At 53.7% G+C, this 21,259-nt stretch carries 18 protein-coding genes; 5 read left to right on the top strand and 13 right to left on the bottom strand.

What is annotated here, in order from left to right:
• The first annotated feature begins 274 nt into the window (after window positions 1-274).
• The 3 genes from BARVI_RS09450 (at window position 275) to BARVI_RS09440 (ending at window position 4,233) form a co-directional block, all read left to right on the top strand.
• Window positions 275-943, top strand: coding sequence for a 2-C-methyl-D-erythritol 4-phosphate cytidylyltransferase (locus BARVI_RS09450; RefSeq protein ID WP_025279008.1), 669 nt, complete (start codon window positions 275-277; stop codon window positions 941-943).
• Entirely contained in the window at window positions 940-3,036 is a 2,097-nt protein-coding gene (gene recG, locus BARVI_RS09445) for an ATP-dependent DNA helicase RecG (RefSeq protein ID WP_025279007.1), read from the top strand. Before BARVI_RS09450 ends, recG begins: the two co-directional genes overlap by 4 nt.
• A 261-nt stretch (window positions 3,037-3,297) precedes the next feature.
• Window positions 3,298-4,233, top strand: a complete 936-nt coding sequence (locus tag BARVI_RS09440; protein WP_025279006.1) for a M23 family metallopeptidase — start codon at window positions 3,298-3,300, stop codon at window positions 4,231-4,233.
• 291 nt (window positions 4,234-4,524) lie between these two features.
• On the opposite strand, the gene BARVI_RS09435 is transcribed toward BARVI_RS09440, so the two are convergent.
• The 9 genes from BARVI_RS09435 to BARVI_RS13030 form a co-directional block, all read right to left on the bottom strand.
• Window positions 4,525-6,132, bottom strand: a complete 1,608-nt coding sequence (locus BARVI_RS09435) for a tetratricopeptide repeat protein (protein ID WP_025279005.1) — start codon at window positions 6,130-6,132, stop codon at window positions 4,525-4,527.
• A gap of 275 nt (window positions 6,133-6,407) precedes the next feature.
• Window positions 6,408-7,220 carry an MBL fold metallo-hydrolase gene (locus tag BARVI_RS09430; protein ID WP_025279004.1) on the bottom strand — a complete coding sequence of 271 codons (813 nt, stop codon included), beginning with the start codon at window positions 7,218-7,220 and terminating at the stop codon, window positions 6,408-6,410.
• Window positions 7,221-7,396: 176 nt separating this feature from the next.
• The gene (gene kdsA / locus BARVI_RS09425) at window positions 7,397-8,218 is read right to left on the bottom strand and encodes a 3-deoxy-8-phosphooctulonate synthase (RefSeq protein WP_038534335.1); all 822 of its coding nucleotides are present in this window, start codon (window positions 8,216-8,218) and stop codon (window positions 7,397-7,399) included.
• A complete protein-coding gene (locus BARVI_RS09420; RefSeq protein WP_025279002.1) occupies window positions 8,218-8,931 on the bottom strand; it encodes a 16S rRNA (uracil(1498)-N(3))-methyltransferase in 714 nt (237 codons plus the stop codon). The genes kdsA and BARVI_RS09420 overlap by 1 nt, the downstream gene beginning before the upstream one ends.
• Before the next feature lie 16 nt (window positions 8,932-8,947).
• Window positions 8,948-10,204: a nucleoside permease gene (locus tag BARVI_RS09415; protein WP_038534333.1), complete on the bottom strand. Its 1,257-nt coding sequence runs from the start codon at window positions 10,202-10,204 to the stop codon at window positions 8,948-8,950.
• Window positions 10,205-10,291: 87 nt separating this feature from the next.
• Window positions 10,292-10,882, bottom strand: coding sequence for a bifunctional nuclease family protein (locus tag BARVI_RS09410; RefSeq protein WP_025279000.1), 591 nt, complete (start codon window positions 10,880-10,882; stop codon window positions 10,292-10,294).
• Between the two features lie 98 nt (window positions 10,883-10,980).
• Window positions 10,981-11,238, bottom strand: coding sequence for an IS1/IS1595 family N-terminal zinc-binding domain-containing protein (locus tag BARVI_RS13700; RefSeq protein WP_420535316.1), 258 nt, complete (start codon window positions 11,236-11,238; stop codon window positions 10,981-10,983).
• Window positions 11,239-11,393: 155 nt separating this feature from the next.
• A complete protein-coding gene (locus tag BARVI_RS13190; RefSeq protein ID WP_084547037.1) occupies window positions 11,394-11,561 on the bottom strand; it encodes a DUF362 domain-containing protein in 168 nt (55 codons plus the stop codon).
• Window positions 11,562-11,836: 275 nt separating this feature from the next.
• The gene (locus BARVI_RS13030; protein ID WP_025278999.1) at window positions 11,837-13,480 is read right to left on the bottom strand and encodes a leucine-rich repeat domain-containing protein; all 1,644 of its coding nucleotides are present in this window, start codon (window positions 13,478-13,480) and stop codon (window positions 11,837-11,839) included.
• 317 nt (window positions 13,481-13,797) lie between these two features.
• Between BARVI_RS13030 and porT the strand changes: the two genes are divergently transcribed.
• Window positions 13,798-14,568, top strand: a complete 771-nt coding sequence (porT, locus tag BARVI_RS09400) for a type IX secretion/gliding motility protein PorT/SprT (protein WP_232213972.1) — start codon at window positions 13,798-13,800, stop codon at window positions 14,566-14,568.
• Here porT and BARVI_RS09395 read toward each other — a convergent pair.
• The 3 genes from BARVI_RS09395 to BARVI_RS09385 are packed head-to-tail and all read right to left on the bottom strand — an operon-like array spanning window position 14,556 to window position 19,214.
• A complete protein-coding gene (locus tag BARVI_RS09395) occupies window positions 14,556-17,534 on the bottom strand; it encodes a glycoside hydrolase family 3 N-terminal domain-containing protein (RefSeq protein WP_025278997.1) in 2,979 nt (992 codons plus the stop codon). The genes porT and BARVI_RS09395 overlap by 13 nt on opposite strands.
• Window positions 17,535-17,540: 6 nt before the next feature.
• Complete coding sequence (locus BARVI_RS09390) at window positions 17,541-18,311, bottom strand: 5'-nucleotidase C-terminal domain-containing protein (RefSeq protein ID WP_025278996.1); 771 nt, start codon at window positions 18,309-18,311, stop codon at window positions 17,541-17,543.
• 18 nt (window positions 18,312-18,329) lie between these two features.
• A complete protein-coding gene (locus BARVI_RS09385) occupies window positions 18,330-19,214 on the bottom strand; it encodes a bifunctional metallophosphatase/5'-nucleotidase (protein WP_051401115.1) in 885 nt (294 codons plus the stop codon).
• A gap of 268 nt (window positions 19,215-19,482) precedes the next feature.
• On the opposite strand from BARVI_RS09385, the gene rplS reads away from it, so the two are divergent.
• Entirely contained in the window at window positions 19,483-19,830 is a 348-nt protein-coding gene (rplS, locus tag BARVI_RS09380; RefSeq protein ID WP_025278994.1) for a 50S ribosomal protein L19, read from the top strand.
• A 91-nt stretch (window positions 19,831-19,921) separates the two neighbouring features.
• Here rplS and BARVI_RS09375 read toward each other — a convergent pair whose 3' ends face one another.
• Complete coding sequence (locus tag BARVI_RS09375; RefSeq protein ID WP_157232581.1) at window positions 19,922-21,250, bottom strand: tetratricopeptide repeat protein; 1,329 nt, start codon at window positions 21,248-21,250, stop codon at window positions 19,922-19,924.
• Window positions 21,251-21,259 lie beyond the last annotated feature (9 nt).

Genomic DNA, 21,259 nt, shown 5'->3' with positions numbered 1-21,259 from the left:
CAGCTTGTAGCTGGATACCGCATCGAGGTGCGGTATGACTCCGTGTCACCCCGCGCTACGACGCGGGGTCCAGCAAAAACTTAGAACCGCACCTCTCTAATAGAGAATACAGGATTCGGTTTCTCAAACCGTGAAAACTCCGTTTTCTGTTTGCCTCGGCTCTTGCCTTTCACTATCTTTGAAGAAGACAGGCTGCGGTTCGGCCAAGCAAATTATGCAAGCATCTTTGCTTTGCGCTCACCTTTCACTATCTTTGCTCAAAATAAAGGAATCGATGAAACGATATGTCATCATAGTCGCCGGCGGAAAAGGGACTCGCATGGGTAGCGAACTGCCCAAGCAATTCTTGCCTCTGGCTGGTAAACCCATATTGGCCCATACCCTCGACAACTTCTACCGGTTCGACCCTTCGATGGAACTGGTGGTCGTACTCCCCGATTCGCAACAGGAGTATTGGAAACAGCTTTGCCTGCAATACCATATTGCTATTCCTCACCACATCGCCTCGGGTGGAGAGACCCGCTTCCACTCGGTGCGCAACGGTCTGGCTCTCCTCCCCGACGAGGGAGTCGTGGCCATTCACGACGGTGTCCGCCCCCTGGTGGCTCACCCGGTTATCGAGCGCTGTTTCGAGGTGGCTCGGGAACAGGGAGGAGCCATACCCACGCTTCCCCTCACCGACTCGCTGCGTCAGATTCTCCCCGACGGAAGCAGCCGGGCCGAGGAGCGCAGCCGGTTTGTCACGGTGCAGACCCCGCAGACCTTCCGCTGTTGCGAGATAAAACGGGCGTATGAACTGCCCTACCGGGACTCCTTTACCGACGATGCCTCGGTCTACGAGGCGGCCGGATATACCCCCCGACTGGTCGAGGGGAATCGCGAGAACCTGAAAATAACCCACCCCATCGACCTAGCCCTGGCCGAAATCCTGCTCACCCGATGATCGACCTCGCCAGCCTCAATATCAAATATCTGCCGGGAGTCGGTCCCAAACGGGCCGAACTGCTCAACAAGGAGTTGGAGATTTTCACCTATCTCGACCTGCTTCACTACTATCCCTACAAATACATCGACCGGAGCAAGACCTACAAGATAAGCGAAATCGACGGCGCCATGCCCTACATTCAACTGCGGGGGCGCATCGTCTCGTACAACACCCACGGCGAGGGGGCCCGCCGTCGTCTCACGGCCCTCTTCTCCGACGGCACGGGGGTAATCGAACTCGTGTGGTTCAAGGGTATCCGCTACATTACCGACCGCTACAAACCGGGCACGGAGTATACCCTGTTCGGTCGGCCCACCCTCTTCAACGGGAAATTCAACATCGCCCACCCCGAACTCGACCCCATCGACGACCGCATCGACAATACCACCGGTCTGCAAGGCTACTACACCACCACCGAGAAGATGAAGAATGCCTTCCTCAACTCCAAGGCCCTGCAAAAGATGATTTATACCCTGCTTGCCGGCATTCAGGAGCCTCTGCCCGAGACACTACCCGCCCCGGTCATCGCCCACCGGCAGTTGATGGGACTCACCGACGCCCTGCGCAATATCCATTTCCCAGTCTCGATCAACCACCTGCGTCGGGCCGAACTGCGCCTCAAATTCGAGGAGCTCTTCTACCTGCAACTCCACATCTTGCGATACACCCGGCTGCGCAACCAGAAATTGGGCGGATTCCGCTTCGACCACATCGGCGACTACTTCAACAACTTCTACCACCACATATTGCCCTTCGAGCTCACACAGGCTCAGAAACGCGTCATCAAGGAGATACGGGCCGACATGGGCAGCGGCCGCCAGATGAACCGCCTGTTGCAGGGCGATGTGGGCAGCGGCAAAACGCTGGTTGCCCTCATGAGCATGCTCATCGCCGTCGACAACGGATACCAGGCTTGCCTGATGGCTCCCACCGAGATACTGGCCACCCAGCACTACGAGGGGCTGAAAGCAATGGTCGAGCCACTGGGGCTGCGCATCGAACTGCTCACCGGGTCGGTCACCAAGAAACGGCGGGTTCCCATTCTCGACGGACTGCTCACCGGCGAGGTCAATCTGCTTATCGGCACCCACGCCCTGCTCGAAGATACGGTCAACTTTGCCAACCTGGGATTCGTTGTCATCGATGAGCAACACCGGTTCGGGGTGGAGCAACGGGCCCGACTCTGGAACAAGAACAAGATTCCACCCCATATCCTGGTCATGACAGCCACCCCTATCCCCCGCACCCTGGCCATGACCGTCTATGGCGATCTCGACGTGTCGGTCATCGACCAGCTGCCTCCCGGTCGCAAACCCATACAGACGCTGCTGCAATACGACAGCCGCCGGGCCCAACTCTATGCCGCCCTGCGCAAGCAACTGCAAATGGGTCGACAGGCCTACATCGTCTACCCCCTCATTCAGGAGAGCGAGAAGAGCGACCTGAAAAACCTCGAAGAGGGATACGACCTCATATGCGAGGCCTTCCCCGAATACCAGGTGTGCATGGTACACGGCAAGATGAAGGCGGCCGAAAAAGAGGCCCAGATGCAACGGTTCGTCTCGGGCGAGGCACAAATCATGGTCGCCACGACCGTCATCGAGGTGGGGGTAAACGTGCCCAATGCCTCGGTGATGATTATCGAAAACGCCGAACGGTTCGGGTTGGCCCAGCTGCACCAGTTGCGCGGCCGCGTGGGCCGCGGTGCCGAGCAGTCGTACTGCATACTCATGACCTCCTACAAAATCAATCAGGACACCCGCAAGCGACTCGAACTCATGACCGAGACCAACGACGGTTTCCGCATTGCCGAAGCCGACATGCAGATGCGTGGACCCGGCGACATGGAGGGTACCCAACAGAGCGGTATCGCCTTCAACCTGCAAATTGCCAACCTGGCCAAAGACGGCCAGATTCTGCAAGCGGCCCGCGACGAAGCCAATGCTCTGCTCGACAGCGACGAACGTCTGGAACGACCCGAAAACTACATCGTTCGCAAAGAGTTAAATCGCATTTTTGAAAGACAAAAAAACTGGGGATTGATTAGTTAATGTGAAATAACGGGTTTTATGTTGTAAAACATATTATCTGTAACACATTGAAAATCATGTACATAAATACACAAACAGGCGTTTCTTGTCTCTGCCCGGTCTAAATTTTGTTAACCACCCTGAACACTTCTCCCTAAAAATCATTATCTTTGAAAAGTGTGTTTGAAAAAACACATACACCATATCATGGTTTAGCTTACTGAAAGTCGCTTATTGGACTCTCTATTTTTAGGACTTGGCTCGGGCCAGAAACAGATTAAAATGTATTTCGGAAGACTCAAACATTGTATTTTACCCTTATTGATCATATGCTCGTTAGGCAACCTCAGTGCCCAACACAACAGGAATCTCTCTACTCAGCAACACTCCAAACTGCATCAAGATCTCATTGCCGGGCAACAGAATATCCACAAGGCCATCAACCTCGTCGATTCGATTGCCCTGCTCGAAATGCTCGAAGAAGAGGAGCAGGAGTTCCCCGGAGCCGACATCTACGGCGACAACTGGGATCAAACCTGGGTAAACCCCTACAAAGTTCCCATTGAGAAGCTGCCCGAAACAGAAACCATCGACGTATCGGAATACTGCATGCCCATCATCAGCCACATCACCTCGAACTACGGGTGGCGTCGCCGCCGCATGCACCGGGGCGTTGACCTGGCTCTGCACATTGGCGATACCGTGCGGGCCGCCTTCTCGGGCAAAGTACGGCTCACCCGCTACGAGCGTCGGGGCTACGGCTACTACGTGATTATCCGCCACAACAACGGACTCGAAACCATCTACGGCCACCTCTCCAAATTCCTGGTACAACCCGACCAAATCGTCAAAGTGGGCGATCCCATCGCATTGGGAGGAAACACCGGCCGCTCAACGGGCCCGCACCTCCATTTCGAAACCCGCTACCTGGGCATGGACATCAACCCCAACAAGATATTCGACTTTGTGAACCAAGTACCCCACACCGACACCTACACCTTCAATCCCAAGGAGTTGGCCAGCGGATTGGGTTATGGCAAATACAAGAGCAAAGGTACCCAAAACGGTGCAAAATATATCTCCTACCGGGTGCGCAAAGGTGACTCACTGTCGAGAATCGCCAGCAAATATGGGGTAACCATCAATCAATTATGCCGATTAAACGGAATCAAACGGAACGCAATCCTGCGCGAAGGGAAGGTTCTGAGAATACGATAACCAAACCAACTAAGAGAACAATAAAAAGAAAGATCAAATTATTTTAATCATTTCCATTAAAACAAACTGCTTCATTCTATAAAAAGCATCGACTTGATGTCGATGCTTTTTTTATCTGTGCTTCAAGTCCATTAGACAGTGTAGCGGTAAAAGGAGCGCGTGAACAAAGCAACCGCACAGGCAGGCAACACAGGCTGGGCTGCCATCATTTACAACATCGTCAATCTGGCCAACGTCCTTTGGTACAACGGCTTTTGATTCTTACCCCGCCCCGGAATCCCATAGATAGAATTACTCCTTACTTGATTCGAGCTCCGGGAAATAGCGTTTCAACAGAGCCGCATATCGAGTCGTATGCCGCACAGGTTGTAACGAAACCGGCGAATGTTCATCGAACCGCAACCGATAATAGTCGCCATAGCCCTGTTGCAAAGCCTTCTCCAAGCAATCGAGCGACTTGACCGTATCGGTGGGTGCATACATGCAGGCCAGGTAGAAATAGTCGACAGGGCGTACCCGCTCCGAGGCCAGCAACTGCTGCTCCCACTTGGCCGCCTCGTCAAGGCGATGGAGGCGTGCCCAGGCTATGCCTTTGAAATTATCGCCCAGGAAAGAGGAGTGGTCGTCCAGCGTCAATACCTTGCGATAATCGGCCTCGGCCGCAGCCTTATCGTTCAACACAGTCTCCTGGATATAGGCTCTCAACAAATAGGGATAGGGCGAAGCCGGGGACAAAGTAACCGCCTCGCCATAATGCCCCAAGGCTTCGGGATAAAATTTCTCGTCACAGGCAAGAAGTCCCCGTAGCAGACACACCTCGACATTCGTCGGGTCATACACTGCCGCCTTCCGGATAGCCTGGTCGGCAGCCACCCAATGCCCGGCACCCCGTTCTATCTCGGCCAGCAACCGATAATACTCCACATTTCGTCCATCTTTCTCGATAGCTTTTTCAATATCGGCACGAGCCTCGTCAAACCGGCCCAAATGCAACAGGCAATACGCCCGATTGTAATAAATCGTGGGGAGATTGAAAAAGCCCTCTTCCAATATGGTATCCCAGTCTCGCCACGAGGCTGCATAATCATCATGAGCCTTATAGACCGACCCCCGCACATAATAGAGCATGCCTTGCCGGGGAGAGCGCTCGATATTCCGGTTCAAGCCGGCAATGACCTCATCATACGACTCCCTACTGAGTTCTATCAGATTCTGCATGGCTCTTGACTGACCGTCGTCGAGCAAAATGGCATGCAGGAGATCATCAACGGCCTCGGGCAATAATCCCATTTCCCGATAAATCTCACTGCGCCCCAAATAAGACTCAGCACTCTGAGGCGCAAAGTTTACAGCCTGTTCCAACAGCTCCTGGGCATGGGCCGTCGCTCCCTGGTGAGCCTCAATACGCGCCAACCCCAGATAGGCACTTTGATTGCGGGTATCGAGACGCAGCAAATTGTTATAATCGATTTTGGCCAGGTCGTACTGTCCCAACCGACAGAGCAGGTCGCCCCTGTCCTTCAAGGCCTGGCGCAGGTTGGGCACCAGACGCAGGGCACTGTTCAAGTCGGTCAGGGCCGACTTGTCGTCGCCTTTCAATGTCAAAATACGAGACCTCAGCAAATAGGTACGGGACAGATCTTCTTTTTCTTTGCGGGGAAAATATTTGATGGCCTGATTGATATCCGCCAAGGCCATATCCATATTCCCCTGGCTGAAATAGGCAGCAGCCCGACAATAATAGGTGCGATAATCGCGTGGATTGGCGGCCAGCTCTTCGGCATAGACCTCCATCATGGCATTTACCAGATCGTCGTCACTTGCACCCCATACCGGAGCAGGAACTACCGATAATCCCAATAGGACAATTCCCATCATGTAGTTGCGTCGTGTACCCATCGTAAACCCCCTTTCTACTTTTGGTTAATCATTTGCGGTGTTTCGGCTGCCGGGAGTTTCTCTTTGAGGATACATGAACCTTCCATCACCCTCGATAGCCGCAACCCATGCGTCGAATATAGAGACCGGAAATGCAAAGGAGATGAGAGACAGCCGCTGCTATCGGACTTTGCCCAACCGACTGCTATATGGTTATCCAAATATATAAATTTTTCCCAATAAAACAACGCTGAAAACCGATTTTTCACAAGAAAACCAATGGCCTGCCGTTCGCATCAATCCAAATCAATCGTCTCCAAATCGTCGGGGACAAACACCTGCCCGGTGAAATGCTGCAAGGCCTCGGCCCGATAGGCCTCCTTGCGAATGGCGAGGTTGCGATCCTCGGTGTGGTAAAGCAGCAGATTTTTCACCCCCAGCTCTTCGGCCAAAGTCCCGGCTTCGAGCGCCGTACTGTGGTGCTTCTCGTAGGGCTTGAAAATATCACGATCGCGGTAGAGGCAGAAGGCCTCGCACAACAGCCAGTCGGCGTGCTCGGCGTAGGTGCGGTTGGCCTCGTTGTAGGGCTCGTCGCCCAGACAGACGAGCGTCCGCCCACCCGGCAACTCGGCCCGAAAGCCAAACTGCTTCTCCTTGGTCGACAAGATGTCGAAACATTGGAATCGCATGTCGCCCACCTCGAAGCGGTCCTGGTCCTTCACCTCGCAGAAGCGAACCGACTCCCCCAGAAAGGAGCGGTCCTTGGCCGAGAAGGTCTCCCGGCATATCCAGTCGAGCACCTTCAACGCCTTGTCGTGGCCATACACGGTGAACCGACCTTCGTATCGATGGTTTTTCAGGCGGTTTATCACCATACGCACCACCCACACGGCCCCCAGAATGTGGTCGGTGTGGGCGTGGGTGACAAACATATCGTGTATCTCGCCCAGGTCGATGTGTGCCTTTTCGAGTTGCGAAAGCACCCCGTTGCCGCCCCCGGCATCGACCAGACAACGGGAGGTCGCCGTGCCCAGTACAAAACAGGTGTTATAGCAACGGGTAGCCATGGCATTGCCCGTACCCAGCATCGTGATAAAATTGTGATTCATCTTCGTCGTATTTCCGTTTTTACGGTCTGCAAAGATACAAAATGGAGCCAGCCCGGGCAAATCGGGCCGCAGGTTTTCACCGGGTCTGAGGACGGGGAAAAAGGGAGAGAACAAATTTCAGAGGCCAATGCCCCTCGTGTCGTTTCCTCCCGTAACTGGGTTATAATCGGAGAGTGTTATTTCCGGTCAAAAGCGAGGATCGTGCGTCGCAGTTGTACCAACCGGGTGAGCAGCCCTTCGAGCAACGAGAGGGGCAGCATGTTGGCACCGTCCGACTTGGCTTCGCGGGGATTGGGGTGGGTCTCCATAAAGAGGCCGTCGACCCCCACGGCCACCCCGGCACGAGCTATCGTCTCGATGAGTTCGGGCATACCACCGGTTACACCCGAGTCTTGATTGGGCCGTTGCAACGAGTGGGTAGCATCGAGCACGACGGGGAATCCAAACTTCTGCATCACCGGGATACCGCGATAGTCGACAATCAAATCCTGATAGCCGAAGGTGGTGCCCCGCTCGGTAATCATCACCCGGTCATTGCCGGCATCGACTACCTTCTGAGCGGCAAACTTCATCGACTCGGGCGAGAGGAACTGCCCCTTCTTGATGTTGACCACACGCCCGGTCTGGGCGGCGGCGACCAGCAAGTCGGTCTGACGGCACAGGAAGGCGGGAATCTGCAACACGTCGACATACTGGGCCGCCATGCGGGCCTCGTCGGCCGTGTGAATATCAGTCACAACCGGTATCTGGTAGGTCTCGCCCACCCGGCGCAGAATCTTCAAGGCCTTCTCGTCGCCGATGCCGGTAAAGGAGTCGAGGCGGGAACGGTTGGCCTTACGGTAAGAGCCTTTGAATATGTAGGGAACGTGCAACGCATCGGTCATACGCACGATTTTCTCGGCAATCTCCATGGCCATCGACTCCCCTTCGATTACACAGGGGCCGGCCATCAGGAAGAAGTTGCCGCTGTCGGTATATTTCAGTTTTTCGATTTCCATTATTTCGGGTTTAATTGATTCATGACGTGTATCGTGTGGCAGGCCACTACCCCAGCCGTCTCGGTGCGCAGGCGGCTCGGCCCCAGCATCACGGGCTGAAATCCACAGGCGAGAGCCTGCTCCACCTCCTCGGGGCTGAAATCGCCCTCGGGGCCAATCAATATCAAGGCATTTTCACCGGGTCGATAGAGTTCGGTCAACTCCCGACGCTCACCCTCCTGGTAACAGTGGGCAATGAACTTCTGCCCGTCGAAGGGACGAGCTACAAATTCAGCAAAGGGAGTCATCTCGGAGAGTTGCGGCAGTACCGCTTTGAGCGATTGCTTCATGGCCGAGACAAGAATCTTGTTCAACCGCTCGGTCTTCAGCTCCTTCCGCTCCGAGAACCGGCAGCGCAGCAAGGTTATCGAATCGATACCAATCTCGGTAGTCTTCTCGGCAAACCACTCGATGCGATCTAGATTCTTGGTGGGAGCAATAGCCACATGCACCTGAGCGGTCCACGGGTTAGGGGCAGCCACCTTTTCGAGCAGTCTTACGCTGCAACACTTCGGGTGAGCCAAGACAATCTCGGCCCGATAGCGGGTACCCCGACCGTCGATAATACCTATCTCGTCGCCCTCCTTCATGCGCAGCACCTTCACACAGTGCTGACTCTCGGCCTCGGGCAACTCGTGGAGCGTCTCTATCTCGGGAGCATAGAATATCTGCATGGTCTCTTTGCGTCAATCAAGCGTTGGCCGGTTTTACCCGTTGGTGTTTATAGTGGAAGGTCAAGGCAAACAGCACGCCGATGACAAGGGCATATCCGGCAAAGATAGTCCAGCAGGAAGTCCAGTCGATTACCCCGGCTACGGTATGCGACTTGATTACCCAGCCGGCGCCATAACCACCTACAATCGAACCCAGACCGTTGGTCATCATCATGAAGATACCCTGCGCACTGGCTTTGATTTCGGCCGGAGCCTCGTCGGCAATAAAGAGCGAACCCGACACATTGAAGAAATCGAAGGCCATACCGTAGACAATCATCGACAAGATGAGGAAGAGTACCGAGAAACCTTCGGGCCCGCCGATGGCAAAGAAGCCGAACCGCAATACCCAGGCCATGAAACTGATGATCATCACCCGCTTGATGCCGTAACGGCTCATGAAGAAGGGAATCGCCAATATAAAGAGAGTCTCGGATACCTGTGAAAGCGACGACAGAATAACGGCATATTTAACGGCCCACGAGTCGGGCGAGGTAGCCTTAAAGCTGTCGAGGAAGGGTACCCCATACATGTTGGTCACCTGCAAGGCGGCACCCAGCAGGAACGAGAAGAGCAGGAAGACGGCCGTGCGGTAGTTCTTGAAGAGCGACAATGCGTCGAGCCCCAACATCGACAGGAGTCCGCTGTTCTTCATCGCCTTGGCCGGCGGGCAAGCCGGCAAGGTGAAGCAGTAGAACCCCATCACCACCGAAGCGACACCGGCCATAATCAGCTGCCCGTTGTTGGCACTGAACCCCGTAAAGTTGTCAATCCACATGGCCACGATAAACCCGACCGTACCCCACACCCGCACCGGCGGATAGTCCTTGACCCGGTCGAGACCGGCCTTGTCGATGGCGTTATAGGCCACCGTATAGGAGAGCGAAAGGGTGGGCATATAGGCCAGCATGTTGACCAGCATGGCAATCTTGAACCAGTCGTAGTCCGAGATGAAAGCCGCACTGAAAAGCGCAATGGCACCCACAAAGTGCAAGCCACCCATGAGCCGCTCGGCGTTAATCCATTTGTCGGAAACGATTCCAATCAGTGCCGGCATGATGAGTGAAGCGATACCCGACAGGGCAAACACGCTGCCCACGAGTGCACCGTCGAATGCCAAACCTCCTTCTTCGGTAGGGGTCGTCATATAAAGCCCCAAGGTACAGAGCCAGGCTCCCCAAATGAAGAATTGGAGAAAATTCATTACGATAAGTCGTAGTTTGATATTTTTCATATAATCGTGTTTTTTGTATTGCGATTTATCCTCTACACCTGTACATGGTTTAGATCAGCAGGCAAAGCTACCAAAATATCGCTGTTTTCACAAGCGATTATCTCTTTTATTCAACTCCTCCTGTATGCGGGCGGCCTCTTCGTAGGCCTCCTCGGCAATAGCTTTTTCGAGCTTCTCCTTCAACTCCTTGCGCGAACAGCTCGACAGGCCACGATCCTTCTGAGCCGGTTCATGGTCTCCCCGAACGATATTTTTCTCATCGCTCTCTTCATAAATAAACCCGGCCTCCTCGATAATATCCTGCATGACATAAATATCGGAACGGGTGCGCAACGCGATAGCAATGGCATCGGAGGTGCGGGCATCGACCCGAATCTCGCGGGTACCGTCGTCGAAGACCATCTCGGAGGAGAAGACTCCATTCTCAAACTTGTAAATGCAGACCTCCTTCAAACGAATACCGAAGCCATGGGCAAAACTTACAAAGAGGTCATGCGTAATCGGTCGCGGCGGTATGATACCTTCGAGCGATATGGCTATCGACTGAGCCTCGGCCACCCCTATGACCACGGGAATACGGCGAGGGCCCTCCTCCTCGGCCAGCACCAAAGCGTATGCACCTTTTTTCACTTGACTGTATGTCAATCCCAGGACCTTTAACTTAATGCGATTTTCCACGTTCGTTTCGTTTTTATGAAGAACAAATATAGCAAAAGGAGAGAGCAAAGACAAACAGAAAACAAAGTTTTCAAGTTTTGGCTTAACCGAGCCGAATTCTATAATACCTTCTGTACATAACGCATTCCTTCCAAATCTCGTTCTATTGTCCTAATAGATACGACATTTTTCTCAGCGAGCTGTTTCCGAGGCTGTTTACCCTCCATGTAATCTGTGATAATCTGCTGTTTATTACGACGTTTCCCTCCTAGGAACTGACGTCCACAATCCCTACATTTATACTGCTGTATCTGCTCCCTTTGTCCATTTTTAACTACATGTGAAGCCCCACGGGAAAAGCATTTTTGGTGCCATATTTATAACAATCTTCACAAAGATGTAGAAATCGATATTTTACTGAGATTTCATCCTGAATTTTATCGACTAGGCCAGTTTATAAATAGATAAACATGAAAAAGGCCGTGTCTCATCGAGACACAGCCCTTTCTTTAATTTTTCACGTGTGTGCTTCTTATGCTTCGTGGATAGCGTCGTTAGGACAAACCTCGGCGCAAGTTCCGCAGCTCAAGCATTTATCGGGATCGATTTTGTAGATATCGCCTTCCGAGATAGCTTCTACCGGGCACTCGCTAATGCAAGAACCGCAAGCAACACAGTTGTCATTAATTACGTAAGCCATTGTTTTGTAGTTTTTAGTTTGAAATAATTAGATCTAATTGCAGCACAAATGTAGTACTTTTATTGCGATTGCAAAAAAAATGGGGGATAATTTCTGGCACAATTCTGCTTCTGAATCCTGTTGAGTTCTGTTTGTCGATTTTATTTCGGCTCCCCGATAGCATCGTGATACGACGTGCTACGTGGCATCGCGGTGCGGAGTGATAATCCCGGCTATAAAAAGGGCGACAGGTCCCAACGGCCCCATCGCCCCATATAATAAGGTAAGGTGTGCTATTATTTCACCAATACTTTCTGAACATCGTTTTCCGTACAAACCACATACACGCCGGGGGCGAGGGAGAGGGTGGCAGCGTTGCCTGCATACACCGCTTTGCCCGAGGCGCTATATACCCGATAGGCGGCTCCGTCATTCTCGACATGCAGGGTGCAGTCAACCACATAAATGTGTAGTTCCTGACGGTCGATTTCATCGACACTGCTTTGTATTTCAACCATATTCATGAAATTGTACCAATTTGGGTTTGCCTCATATTTCGATTTGCAGCCGGTCGGTATATATAAGGTGGAGGAGGTATAGTGATCAATTGAGAATGTGTTGAAGGCAATCTCTGGCGGATTTTGGGGCCATGAATATATCTTCTGCAAGTTGTTGCACCTCCAAAAGGCATTCGCTCCAATGCGGGTTACCGATGCGGGCAAGGTTATGGACGGCAGACTGCTGCACCCGGAAAAGGCATGGTTGCCAATAGCGGAAACCGAATTTCCCATCGCTACCAAGGTTAAGCTATTGCAATTTTCAAAAGCGTAGTCACCGATAACAATCACCGAGTTTCCTATCGATATAGAGGTTAAGTTGCTGCAATATGAAAAGGCTTGATAGCCAATGTTCTTTACTGCATGGGGAATATCGATGGAGGTTAGACCACTGCACCCGGAGAAAGCCCATTCTCCGATGGTGGTCACCGATTCGGGCAGGGTTATGGAGGTCAATTCGCTGCAATATTCAAAAGCGTAATTACCGATGGCGGTTACCGAATTGGGTATACTTACATTCAGTTTTTTATCTGGCCACTTCGATAACACGGTCTGGTCTTTATTGTATAATGCCCCCTCTACCGATGAATAAGAAGGATTCTCTTCCGCGACGATAATTTCTTCCAGGCTTGTACAAGCCGAGAAAGCCCCGTTTCCGATAGCGGTTACCGAGTTCCCAATCGACACTGTGGTTAAGTTCCGACAACCAGCAAAAGCTTGGCCGATGCGCTCTACTGAATTGGGAATCTCGATTGAGGTTAAACCGTGGCAACTTGTAAAAGCCCCGTTTTCGATAGTCGTTACCGAGGAGGGTATGGTTACCTGCGATTTTTTATCGGGGCACTTTAATAGGACTGTCTTGTTTTTATCATACAATACCCCATCTACCGATGAATAGGAATTATTTCCTTCCGCGACGATAATCTCTTCCAGATTTGCACAACTCAGGAATGCATCGGTTTCGATGGAGGTTACCGAAGCGGGCAGGGTTATAGAAGCCAAACTGCTGCACAGAAAGAAGGCATGAACTCCGATGCTGGTTACCGAATTTCCCATCGAAACCGAGGCTAAGCTGCTACAATTGTAGAAAGCCGCATATCCGATTGTGGTTACCGTGTTGGGCAGGGCTATGGAGGTTAATTCGCTGCAACTCTCAAAAGCTGTTTCCCCGATGGCGGTTACCGAATAGGTATTGCCGTCATACGAAATCGACGATGGGATAACCACATTGCCTGAATAGGGGGTATCACCCTGAACAACCGTAGCCTCCTCGCCATTAAGACCATAATAAATTCCATCTGCTTGAAAGTCATACGCACTCATCGGAAATACTCCCGACAAGATTGCTGCAATCCAAAGCCAAATTTGTAGATGTATCTTCATAACGGAATTGATTTATAATTCTGCCAGTCCCCCCTTGCGGCAGGTATATAAATGAAAAGCGCAGGGGAACTCTCTATTTGCGGGGAATAGGGCAATACGCTTTTATAGAACTGTATGACAAAAATAAAATATAAATTAGTATAAAGCAATATAATAGGTAATTTTTTGCTCCCTCTTTTATTCCCCTATCGTCGTGTAAAAGCGACCCTGCTTGTGATACCTGTTTTTGCCTGGCATGCGGGAGGTGATAAAAAATCAAATACAATCCTGTCGAAACAATATCGGGGCGGTTTTCCCGTTTGATAGATAGTTACTCGATGATGAACCGAAGGCTACATAGCAATTCTCTGTGGCAGCGGATATTCTTGTGCAGAATATCGGCCGCGCGGTGGTGTGCCGGGGTGGTTGTGCTCCTGTCGCTGGTAGGCGGCACGGTGTGGGCGCAGCCCCGCAAGGTGCAGAATCTGCCTTATGCCGACTACAAGCTGTTGCACCTGGGTTTCTCCATCGGTACCCATGTGCAGGACATGACCTTCGTCCACTCGGGGTTCGTCACCGAGAGTGGCGAAAGCTGGTACATGGATATTCCCGATTTTTCGCCGGGCTTCAACGTGAATCTCATGGCCGACCTCTACCTGTGCCAATACCTCAACTTGCGGGTGTCGCCGGGTATCTTCTTTGGCAACAAGGTGGTGAAGTACCGGGAGTCGAATACGCAGGAGTACCGGACTCAGGACCTGAAATCGAACTATATCGTGCTGCCCGTCGAGTTGAAGTTCAGCGCCGAGCGCTGCAACAACTATCGCCCCTATCTGATAGGCGGTGTGATGGCTACGGCCGACGTGTCGAAGAAGCGGAACGACCTGCTCAAACTGAATACCTTTGACGGTTACCTGACTATCGGTTTCGGGTGTGACCTTTATCTGCCCTATTTCAAACTGATTCCCGAACTGAAATTCTGCTTCGGGCTGACCAATGTGATTAATCGCAATCGCAACGACTTGAATGACCCTGCCGATATCAAGTTTACCCAATCCTTGAAAAAGGCCACCTCCAACATGGTGGTGCTTTCGTTCTACTTTGAATAATCGGTGATGGCCCGGTAGATGGCCGAGAAGAGTTCGGGCCGGACGTTGAGTTCGGCCAGGGCGTTGTGCGTGCGCGAGGGATAGATGCGGTTGCAGAGGAAGATGTAGATGAGCTCCTGCTCGGGGTCTATCCAGAAGCAGGTTCCGGTAAATCCCAGATGCCCCACGGTAGCAGCCGAGGCTTCGGGGGCGGTGGGGCTCTTCTCGGAATCTTTCGTGTCGGGCTTGTCAAAGCCCAGTCCGCGGCGACTGGTGGCACTCTTCTCGGTCAGGAAGCGGTGCACGGTCTCGGCCGACAGAATCTGTTCCCCTCCATACGAACCATTGTTGAGCCACATCTGGCAGAGTTTGGCCAAGTCGTTGGCACAGGCGAAGAGCCCGGCGTTGCCCTGCACGCCGCCGAAGAAGGCGGCCGTCTCATCGTGCACATAGCCATCAATCAGTTGCCGACGGTAGAGGTAGTCGTGCTCGGTGGGGGCTATCCGTTCGACGGGAAACCGGTCGAGCGGACGGTATCCCGTGGTCGTCATGCCCAGCGGGGCATAGATGTGTTTGTGCAAATACTGGTCCATCGGTTCGCCTGTGGCGCTCTCGACCGTCTCTTTCAGGAGAATGAAGTTGAGGCAGCTGTACAGGTAGCGCTTCGAGCGGCGCAGGGGGGTGGCGATGATGCGGGCGATGAGGGTGTCGGGGAGCGACGCGGCACCATATACTCCGCGGGCAATTTCGATGGGAAACTTCTCGGAGGGTTGCGTGGCAACGAGGTCGGTGCGCAGCCGAGCGTGATGGTTGGCAAAGGTGCAGGCATCGACCGGTATCGAGTAGGTAGCGTCCGACCGGCGTTTGAAAAGCGGCGGGGTGAAACTTTGAGGGTCGATGAGGACGGACCCCATGTTCAGCGAGGCCCGCAGGCCGGTCTCGTGGAGCAGTGCCTGGCGCACGGTGAGGTTCCGCTTGTCGCTCTTGCGCAGCGGTGCAAAGTAGTGGCTCATGGGACGACCCAGTTCAATGCGGCCGTCGTCGCAGGCCTTCATCACGGCGGGCAGGGTGCCCGTAGCTTTCGAGACCGAAGCCAGGTCGTAGAGGTCGTCGGTGGCGACCGGGTGGCGACGGGTCTCGTAGTCGAAATAGCCGTAGGCTTTGTTCCACACCACCTCGCCCCGGCGGGCCACCAGCAGTTGGCACCCCGGGAAGGCCTCTTGTGCGATACCCTCGGCAATGATCGAGTCGACCTTCGCGAGCAGTCGGCTGTCCATGCCCACGACCTCGGGCAGGGTGTAGCCCAGGCGGCACTTCTCGGTGCGTATGCCCTCGCCCTGTTCAAAGGCTCCTTCCAGGTCTACCGGCAGTTTCCCGCCGATGGCACAGCCGCCGAAGATTGCCTGTGCAGCATACTCCTGCATGAGTGGTGTATCTTCGTAGGCCAGCAGCAAGGCGCGGTTGTGGGCCAACTCGTGTCCCAGTCGGCTCATCTGGTAGGGCGAGAAGAAGCAGACGGCGATGGCTTTGCCCGTTTGGCAGAGGCGCCCGATGCGGGCCCGGTACTGGGTCTTGTCGCTGTGTATGGCCACAATCACCCGGTCGTAGTGGTGCAGGGTGTCGAGCAGCAGCGACAGGTCGGTGCTGTCGTCGAAGCGTCCCGCCTCGGGAGTGTAGAGTGCCGTGGTCTTCTGGAATACCGATTGGGAGTTGCTCCCCACCGATACGACGGCTATCCGAGTCTTGTCCAGGAGGGTGACGGGTATCGTGTGGTGGCGGTTGTGCAGCAGGGTGAGTGCCTCGCTGTGGAGCCGGCGGTTCAACGCCTCGTATTCGGGCGCGTTCAGGTCGGCCACGAGCCGCTCCATGTCGATGGCCTTCCGGCAGGCCAGACCCAGCGCATACTTGTATCGCAGTATCTTTTTACATTTCTCGTCGATGAACTGTTGCGAAAGTTGGCCATCGGCTACCGCCTGGGCGATGGCTTTGAGCTGAGCCTCGGGATTCGAGGGGTTCAGCACGATGTCGTTGCCCGCCAGCAGGGCCAACAGGGCCGTGTTGCCGAAGGTAGAAGCCCCTTTCATTTTCAGGGCGTCGGTGAAGACGAGTCCTTCGAAACCCAGCGAGTCGCACAGCAGGTCGTGCACGATTTCGCCCGAGAGCGAGGCCGGCCGGCCCGAAGGGTCCAGTGCGGGGATATTCAAGTGGCCCACCATGATGCCCGACAGCCCGCTGTCGACGTAGCGTTTGAAGGGTTCTATCTCCATGCGCAGGAGTCGCTCTTTGCTGTGAGGCACGAGCGGCAGCGTGTTGTGCGAATCCTCCGAGGTGTCGCCGTGGCCCGGGAAATGTTTGGCCACCGACAATACCCCCTCGGCTTCGAGCCCCCGCGCATAGGCGATGCCCTTGGCCGAGACGTTGTCGAGCGCCTGCCCGAACGAGCGTTTGCCGATAACCGGATTGGCGGGGTTGCTGTTGATGTCGAGCACCGGGGCAAAGTTGACCTGTATGCCCATGCGACGGCATTGTCGGCCTACGGCCCGCCCGTATTCATAAAGAAGCGAGTCGTCTTGAACGGCTCCCAGCGTCATGTTGAAGGGAAACTTGGGCGTGTCGGTCAGGCGCATGGCCAGCCCCCATTCACCGTCGAGGGTCATGAGCAGGGGGACCTTCGACAGGGCCTGGCAGTAGTTGGTGAGGGCCGCCTGGTCCTGTACCGATCCCGAGTCGAAAAGCAGTCCGCCCACCTTCAACTCCCGCACGAGGCGTCGCAGCGACTGGCGGTTTTGGGGCGTGTCGCTGTTGCGTACGGTGATGACAAACAGCTGGGCCGTGCGCTCTGCGGGCGAGAGAGTGTTGAATACCGAGTCGGTCCACTGTTCCATCTTTTGTCGGTCGGCCTCCCGTAACAGGGTCGGTTCGGCCGCCTGTCCCGATGGGGCGAACAGGGTGAGGAGAAGTGCCGTATATACTGCCAGTCTTTTCATGTGTCGTTATTGAGGGTTGGCCGGAGCGATGCGCACCTCGTCCAGAGCCGAGATGGCACGATGTGCCCGGGTTTCGTTTCCGATGTAGTTGATGACGGCGTCGCGCAGGGAGGTGGCGCTGTTTTTCCGCTCGGTTGCATTCAGACACGGCGTCATGTGGTCGCCCCCGTTGGCTACGTAGTCGATGGTGGCCACCGAGTAGATGCGGTTGTCGTCGATGGGAGCCTCGTCGATGGTGAGGTTGGTCGCTTTCCCGTCGGCCAGGGTCATGCGCACCTCGTGGCTGACAGCCTCGCCGCCCCGCGATGCGATGATGTCGAAGAGGGCACGCAGGTCGCTACCTTTCAACTTGATGAGGCAGAGCGTATTGTCGAAGGGGAAGATGGAGTAGACGGTGCCGAGTGTAATCTCGCCCTGCATCAGCGGATTGCGTATGCCACCGATGTTGGTGATGGCCAGGTCGACCGGTTCGCCGAAGGTGCTTGCCGCCTCGCTCTTGATGATGTCGGCCGTCAGGTTGGTGAGCAGGGAGCCGGGACGGGCCGCCTCCATGTATTGGCTTGCTGTGCCGATGACGATGTGCATGATGCTGTCGACACTCGTTTTGTATTGGGCTACAAGCGCCTCCATCTCGGGCTCGGGCGTCTGGTCCCAATGGGCGTCGACAGGTATGAGCCGCGAGGTGATGTCAAACTCCGTGCGCGCCGTGGTGCAGGCCGAGAGGGTGAGCAGCGCAGCCGCAAATATGGTGTAGAGATGTTTCTGTGTTGTTTTCATAAGTCGTGTGCAATGGGATTATTTACTTTTGTGAGGATCGATGGCGATGTAGCCCAGGTAGGCTCCGCCCATACCGGTTTGGGCGATGACCACCTCGCGGCCCTCCCGGTTCTTCACGCGGTAGCGCAACTCGGAATCGGGGTTGGCATCGATTTTCTCGGGGTCGATTACGGTGTGCGAGTGTCCGCCGATGATAAGGTCGATGTCACTGCTGGCGGCAGCCACCTGCGGGTCGGTCGTGTCGGAGGCATTCTCGGCCGAGTAGCCCAGGTGCGAGAGAACCACCACGATGTCGGCCCCCTTCTCTTTGAGCAGTCGGGCCGTCTTGTTGGCCGCCTCGATGGGGTCGTGGAATACCACCCCTTTGCACAGTTCGGCCGGAATCAGATTCTCGGGGTTGACATTCAGGGCCAGGAAGCCTACCCGATAGCCGCCTATTTCGCGGATTACCCACGGCTTCACCAACCCGGCCAGCGGCGTGGCCGACAGGTCGTAGTTGGTCGAGATGAAGTCGGCCGTCGATTGCTTGACCAGCTCGGCGAGCTTCGTCATGCCCGCGTCGAACTCGTGGTTGCCCAGTGTGCGCACATCGTAGCCCATGGCGTTCATCGCCTTAAATTCGACATCGCCCCCGAAGAGGTTGAAATAGGGCGTGCCCTGAATGGCATCGCCCGCATCGACCAGCAGCACGTTGGGCTCGGCACTGCGAATGCTGTCGATGATGGCCATGCGGCGCACCACGCCGCCCAGTCCGCCGTAGCTTTTGTGCGACGGGTCGAAGGGTTCTATCTGGCTGTGGGTGTCGTTGGTGTGCAAGATGACGACGCGCCCCTCCTGCGCCAGTCCGCACAGGGCGACCGAGAGGCATATGGCCGTGATTCCGAAGATTTTCTTTATTACCATAAGTATCAGGGTATTTTTTGTGAGTTACTTGATTTCTGTTGGACGAAATTACAAATTTCGGGAAGATATATCAAACGGGCCGTTAAATTTGTTGCGTCCCGGATTCTTTTTATCCTCAATGGAAGCCGGTTGACGAGTAAAAAAAACGGGTATCTCTTGGCTATGTGGCAAAAAAGTTGTTACTTTGCACCGCTTTTCGTAATCTCTGGCAGGAAAAGTGGCCTGTTACATTACGTTTCATTATAAACATTTTAAATAGCTATTAAAAATGGATTTAGTTAAGATTGCAGAAGAAGCATTCGCATGCGGTAAAGAGCACCCCGATTTTCGCAGTGGTGACACGATTACCGTATCTTACCGTATCAAAGAGGGTAACAAGGAGCGTATCCAGCAATTCCGCGGGGACGTTATCCGTATCTCGGGTCACGGTAACAAAAAGCGTTTTACGGTTCGCAAGATGTCGGGCAACGTAGGTGTAGAAAGAATCTTCCCCATCGAGTCGCCGTTCATCGAAGAGATCGTAATCAACCGTCGTGGTAAAGTGCGTCGCGCCAAATTGTACTATCTGCGTGCACTCACCGGTAAAAAAGCCCGTATCAAAGAGAAGAGAGTTTAATCTCTTTTCCGAGGCATATAAAAACCGCACCGAGCTATCGGTGCGGTTTTTATTTTTTTGTAACCAAATCATATGAAGGAGTGGGGCTGTTTTACCAGCAGACACCAATACCGACGTAATGTCCCATTTTCTTGAACATGTCGCTGTACGACGGTTCCAGGTTGAAGTTGTATTGGAACGAGTATTTGAGGGTGATGTGCCAGAATTTTACGATGACACCCACCTCGGGTGATATGGCGTTGGCCCAGACAAATTCGTGCTCCTCTTCGTTGTCTTCGTCAAGAACCGTTTTCCAGATACCGTGCCCCGAATATCCGGGTCCGAGTGTGAACCAAACCGGCGGGTAGACTTTAATAACCCAGCCGAAGGCGACATTGGCTCGGGGGTGTATCAACTCGTCGGGGACACCCTTCATGGCATGAAACACATCGACGTTGGTACGCAGGGTAAAGAAGCCTCCGCTTTTGTGAGTGTTGCAGGTACCAACCGAGAACCCGATGGGGGTCGTGGGGTTGTATTCATACACGAAGAACTCGGATTTTGATTTTCGGGATTCTTTCCAGTCTTTGATGTAGAGTATCTTTTCCTGGGCCTGTGTGGCGAGAATACACTCCTGGTCGATGATTTTCTGGTAATAGGTCAGGGCCCGATCATAGTCTTTGTTGGCAAACAGATCTTCGGCCAGCATGAAATAGTTCTGGCAGTCGGTCGACATGGAGATCAAGGTACTCTCGTACTTGTCGCGTACATATTCGTCTTGCGGATTCAGTTTCAAAATTTTGTCGAAATATCGGCTCGCAGTCATGTAGTTGATCTCTTTTAAAGCGGCATCGCCCAAGTCGCGCCATTTGATGATGGAGTCTGCGGCGGCCATCTTATAGTCGACCGAGTCGTTGTAGAGCTTGTATTCAGGCGTTTGTTTGGCCAGTGCCAACTGGGTTTTGGCCTGGATATAGTTACCGGAGGCAAACAGTTTGGTGGCGTTGTCTATGGCTTGGAAATAGGGATTTTTCAGCTTCCGATAGGGGTCGGACACCTGATAGGTTTTGGCCAGACCCGCAGGGAAATTGAAATTGGGCATTTCGTATTTGTCGAATCCGTTGCAGTAGATGGTCAGTATTCGACCGTCGTAGCTGGTGCCCTTCCCTTCGGTAGGAATAACCAGCGAGTATTGTTTGTCGGTTCCTATGGTGTCGATGGTTATCGAGAGAATGTCCTTATGGTAAGGGCTATCGTAGTTGCTCTTGAATATCAGTTCCATGGATTTGTCGCATACGAACCGGATCAATGCCTCTTTGCGGTCTTCGTGGGCAAAAATATCAATCGATGCGGTGTTGCTTATGTCGATTACCTCGAGCATCTTTTGCGCGTGACTGTAAAGTGGTATGAATAAGAGAATGAGAATAATCAGTTTTTTCATGAAGTGGAG

Origin of the sequence: Barnesiella viscericola DSM 18177 (genome assembly GCF_000512915.1) — a bacterium.
In the GTDB taxonomy this organism is placed as follows: Bacteria; Bacteroidota; Bacteroidia; order Bacteroidales; family Barnesiellaceae; genus Barnesiella; species Barnesiella viscericola.
The sequence above is the reverse complement of the archived record's forward strand: the minus strand, read 5'-3'. Positions and strand labels throughout refer to the sequence as shown.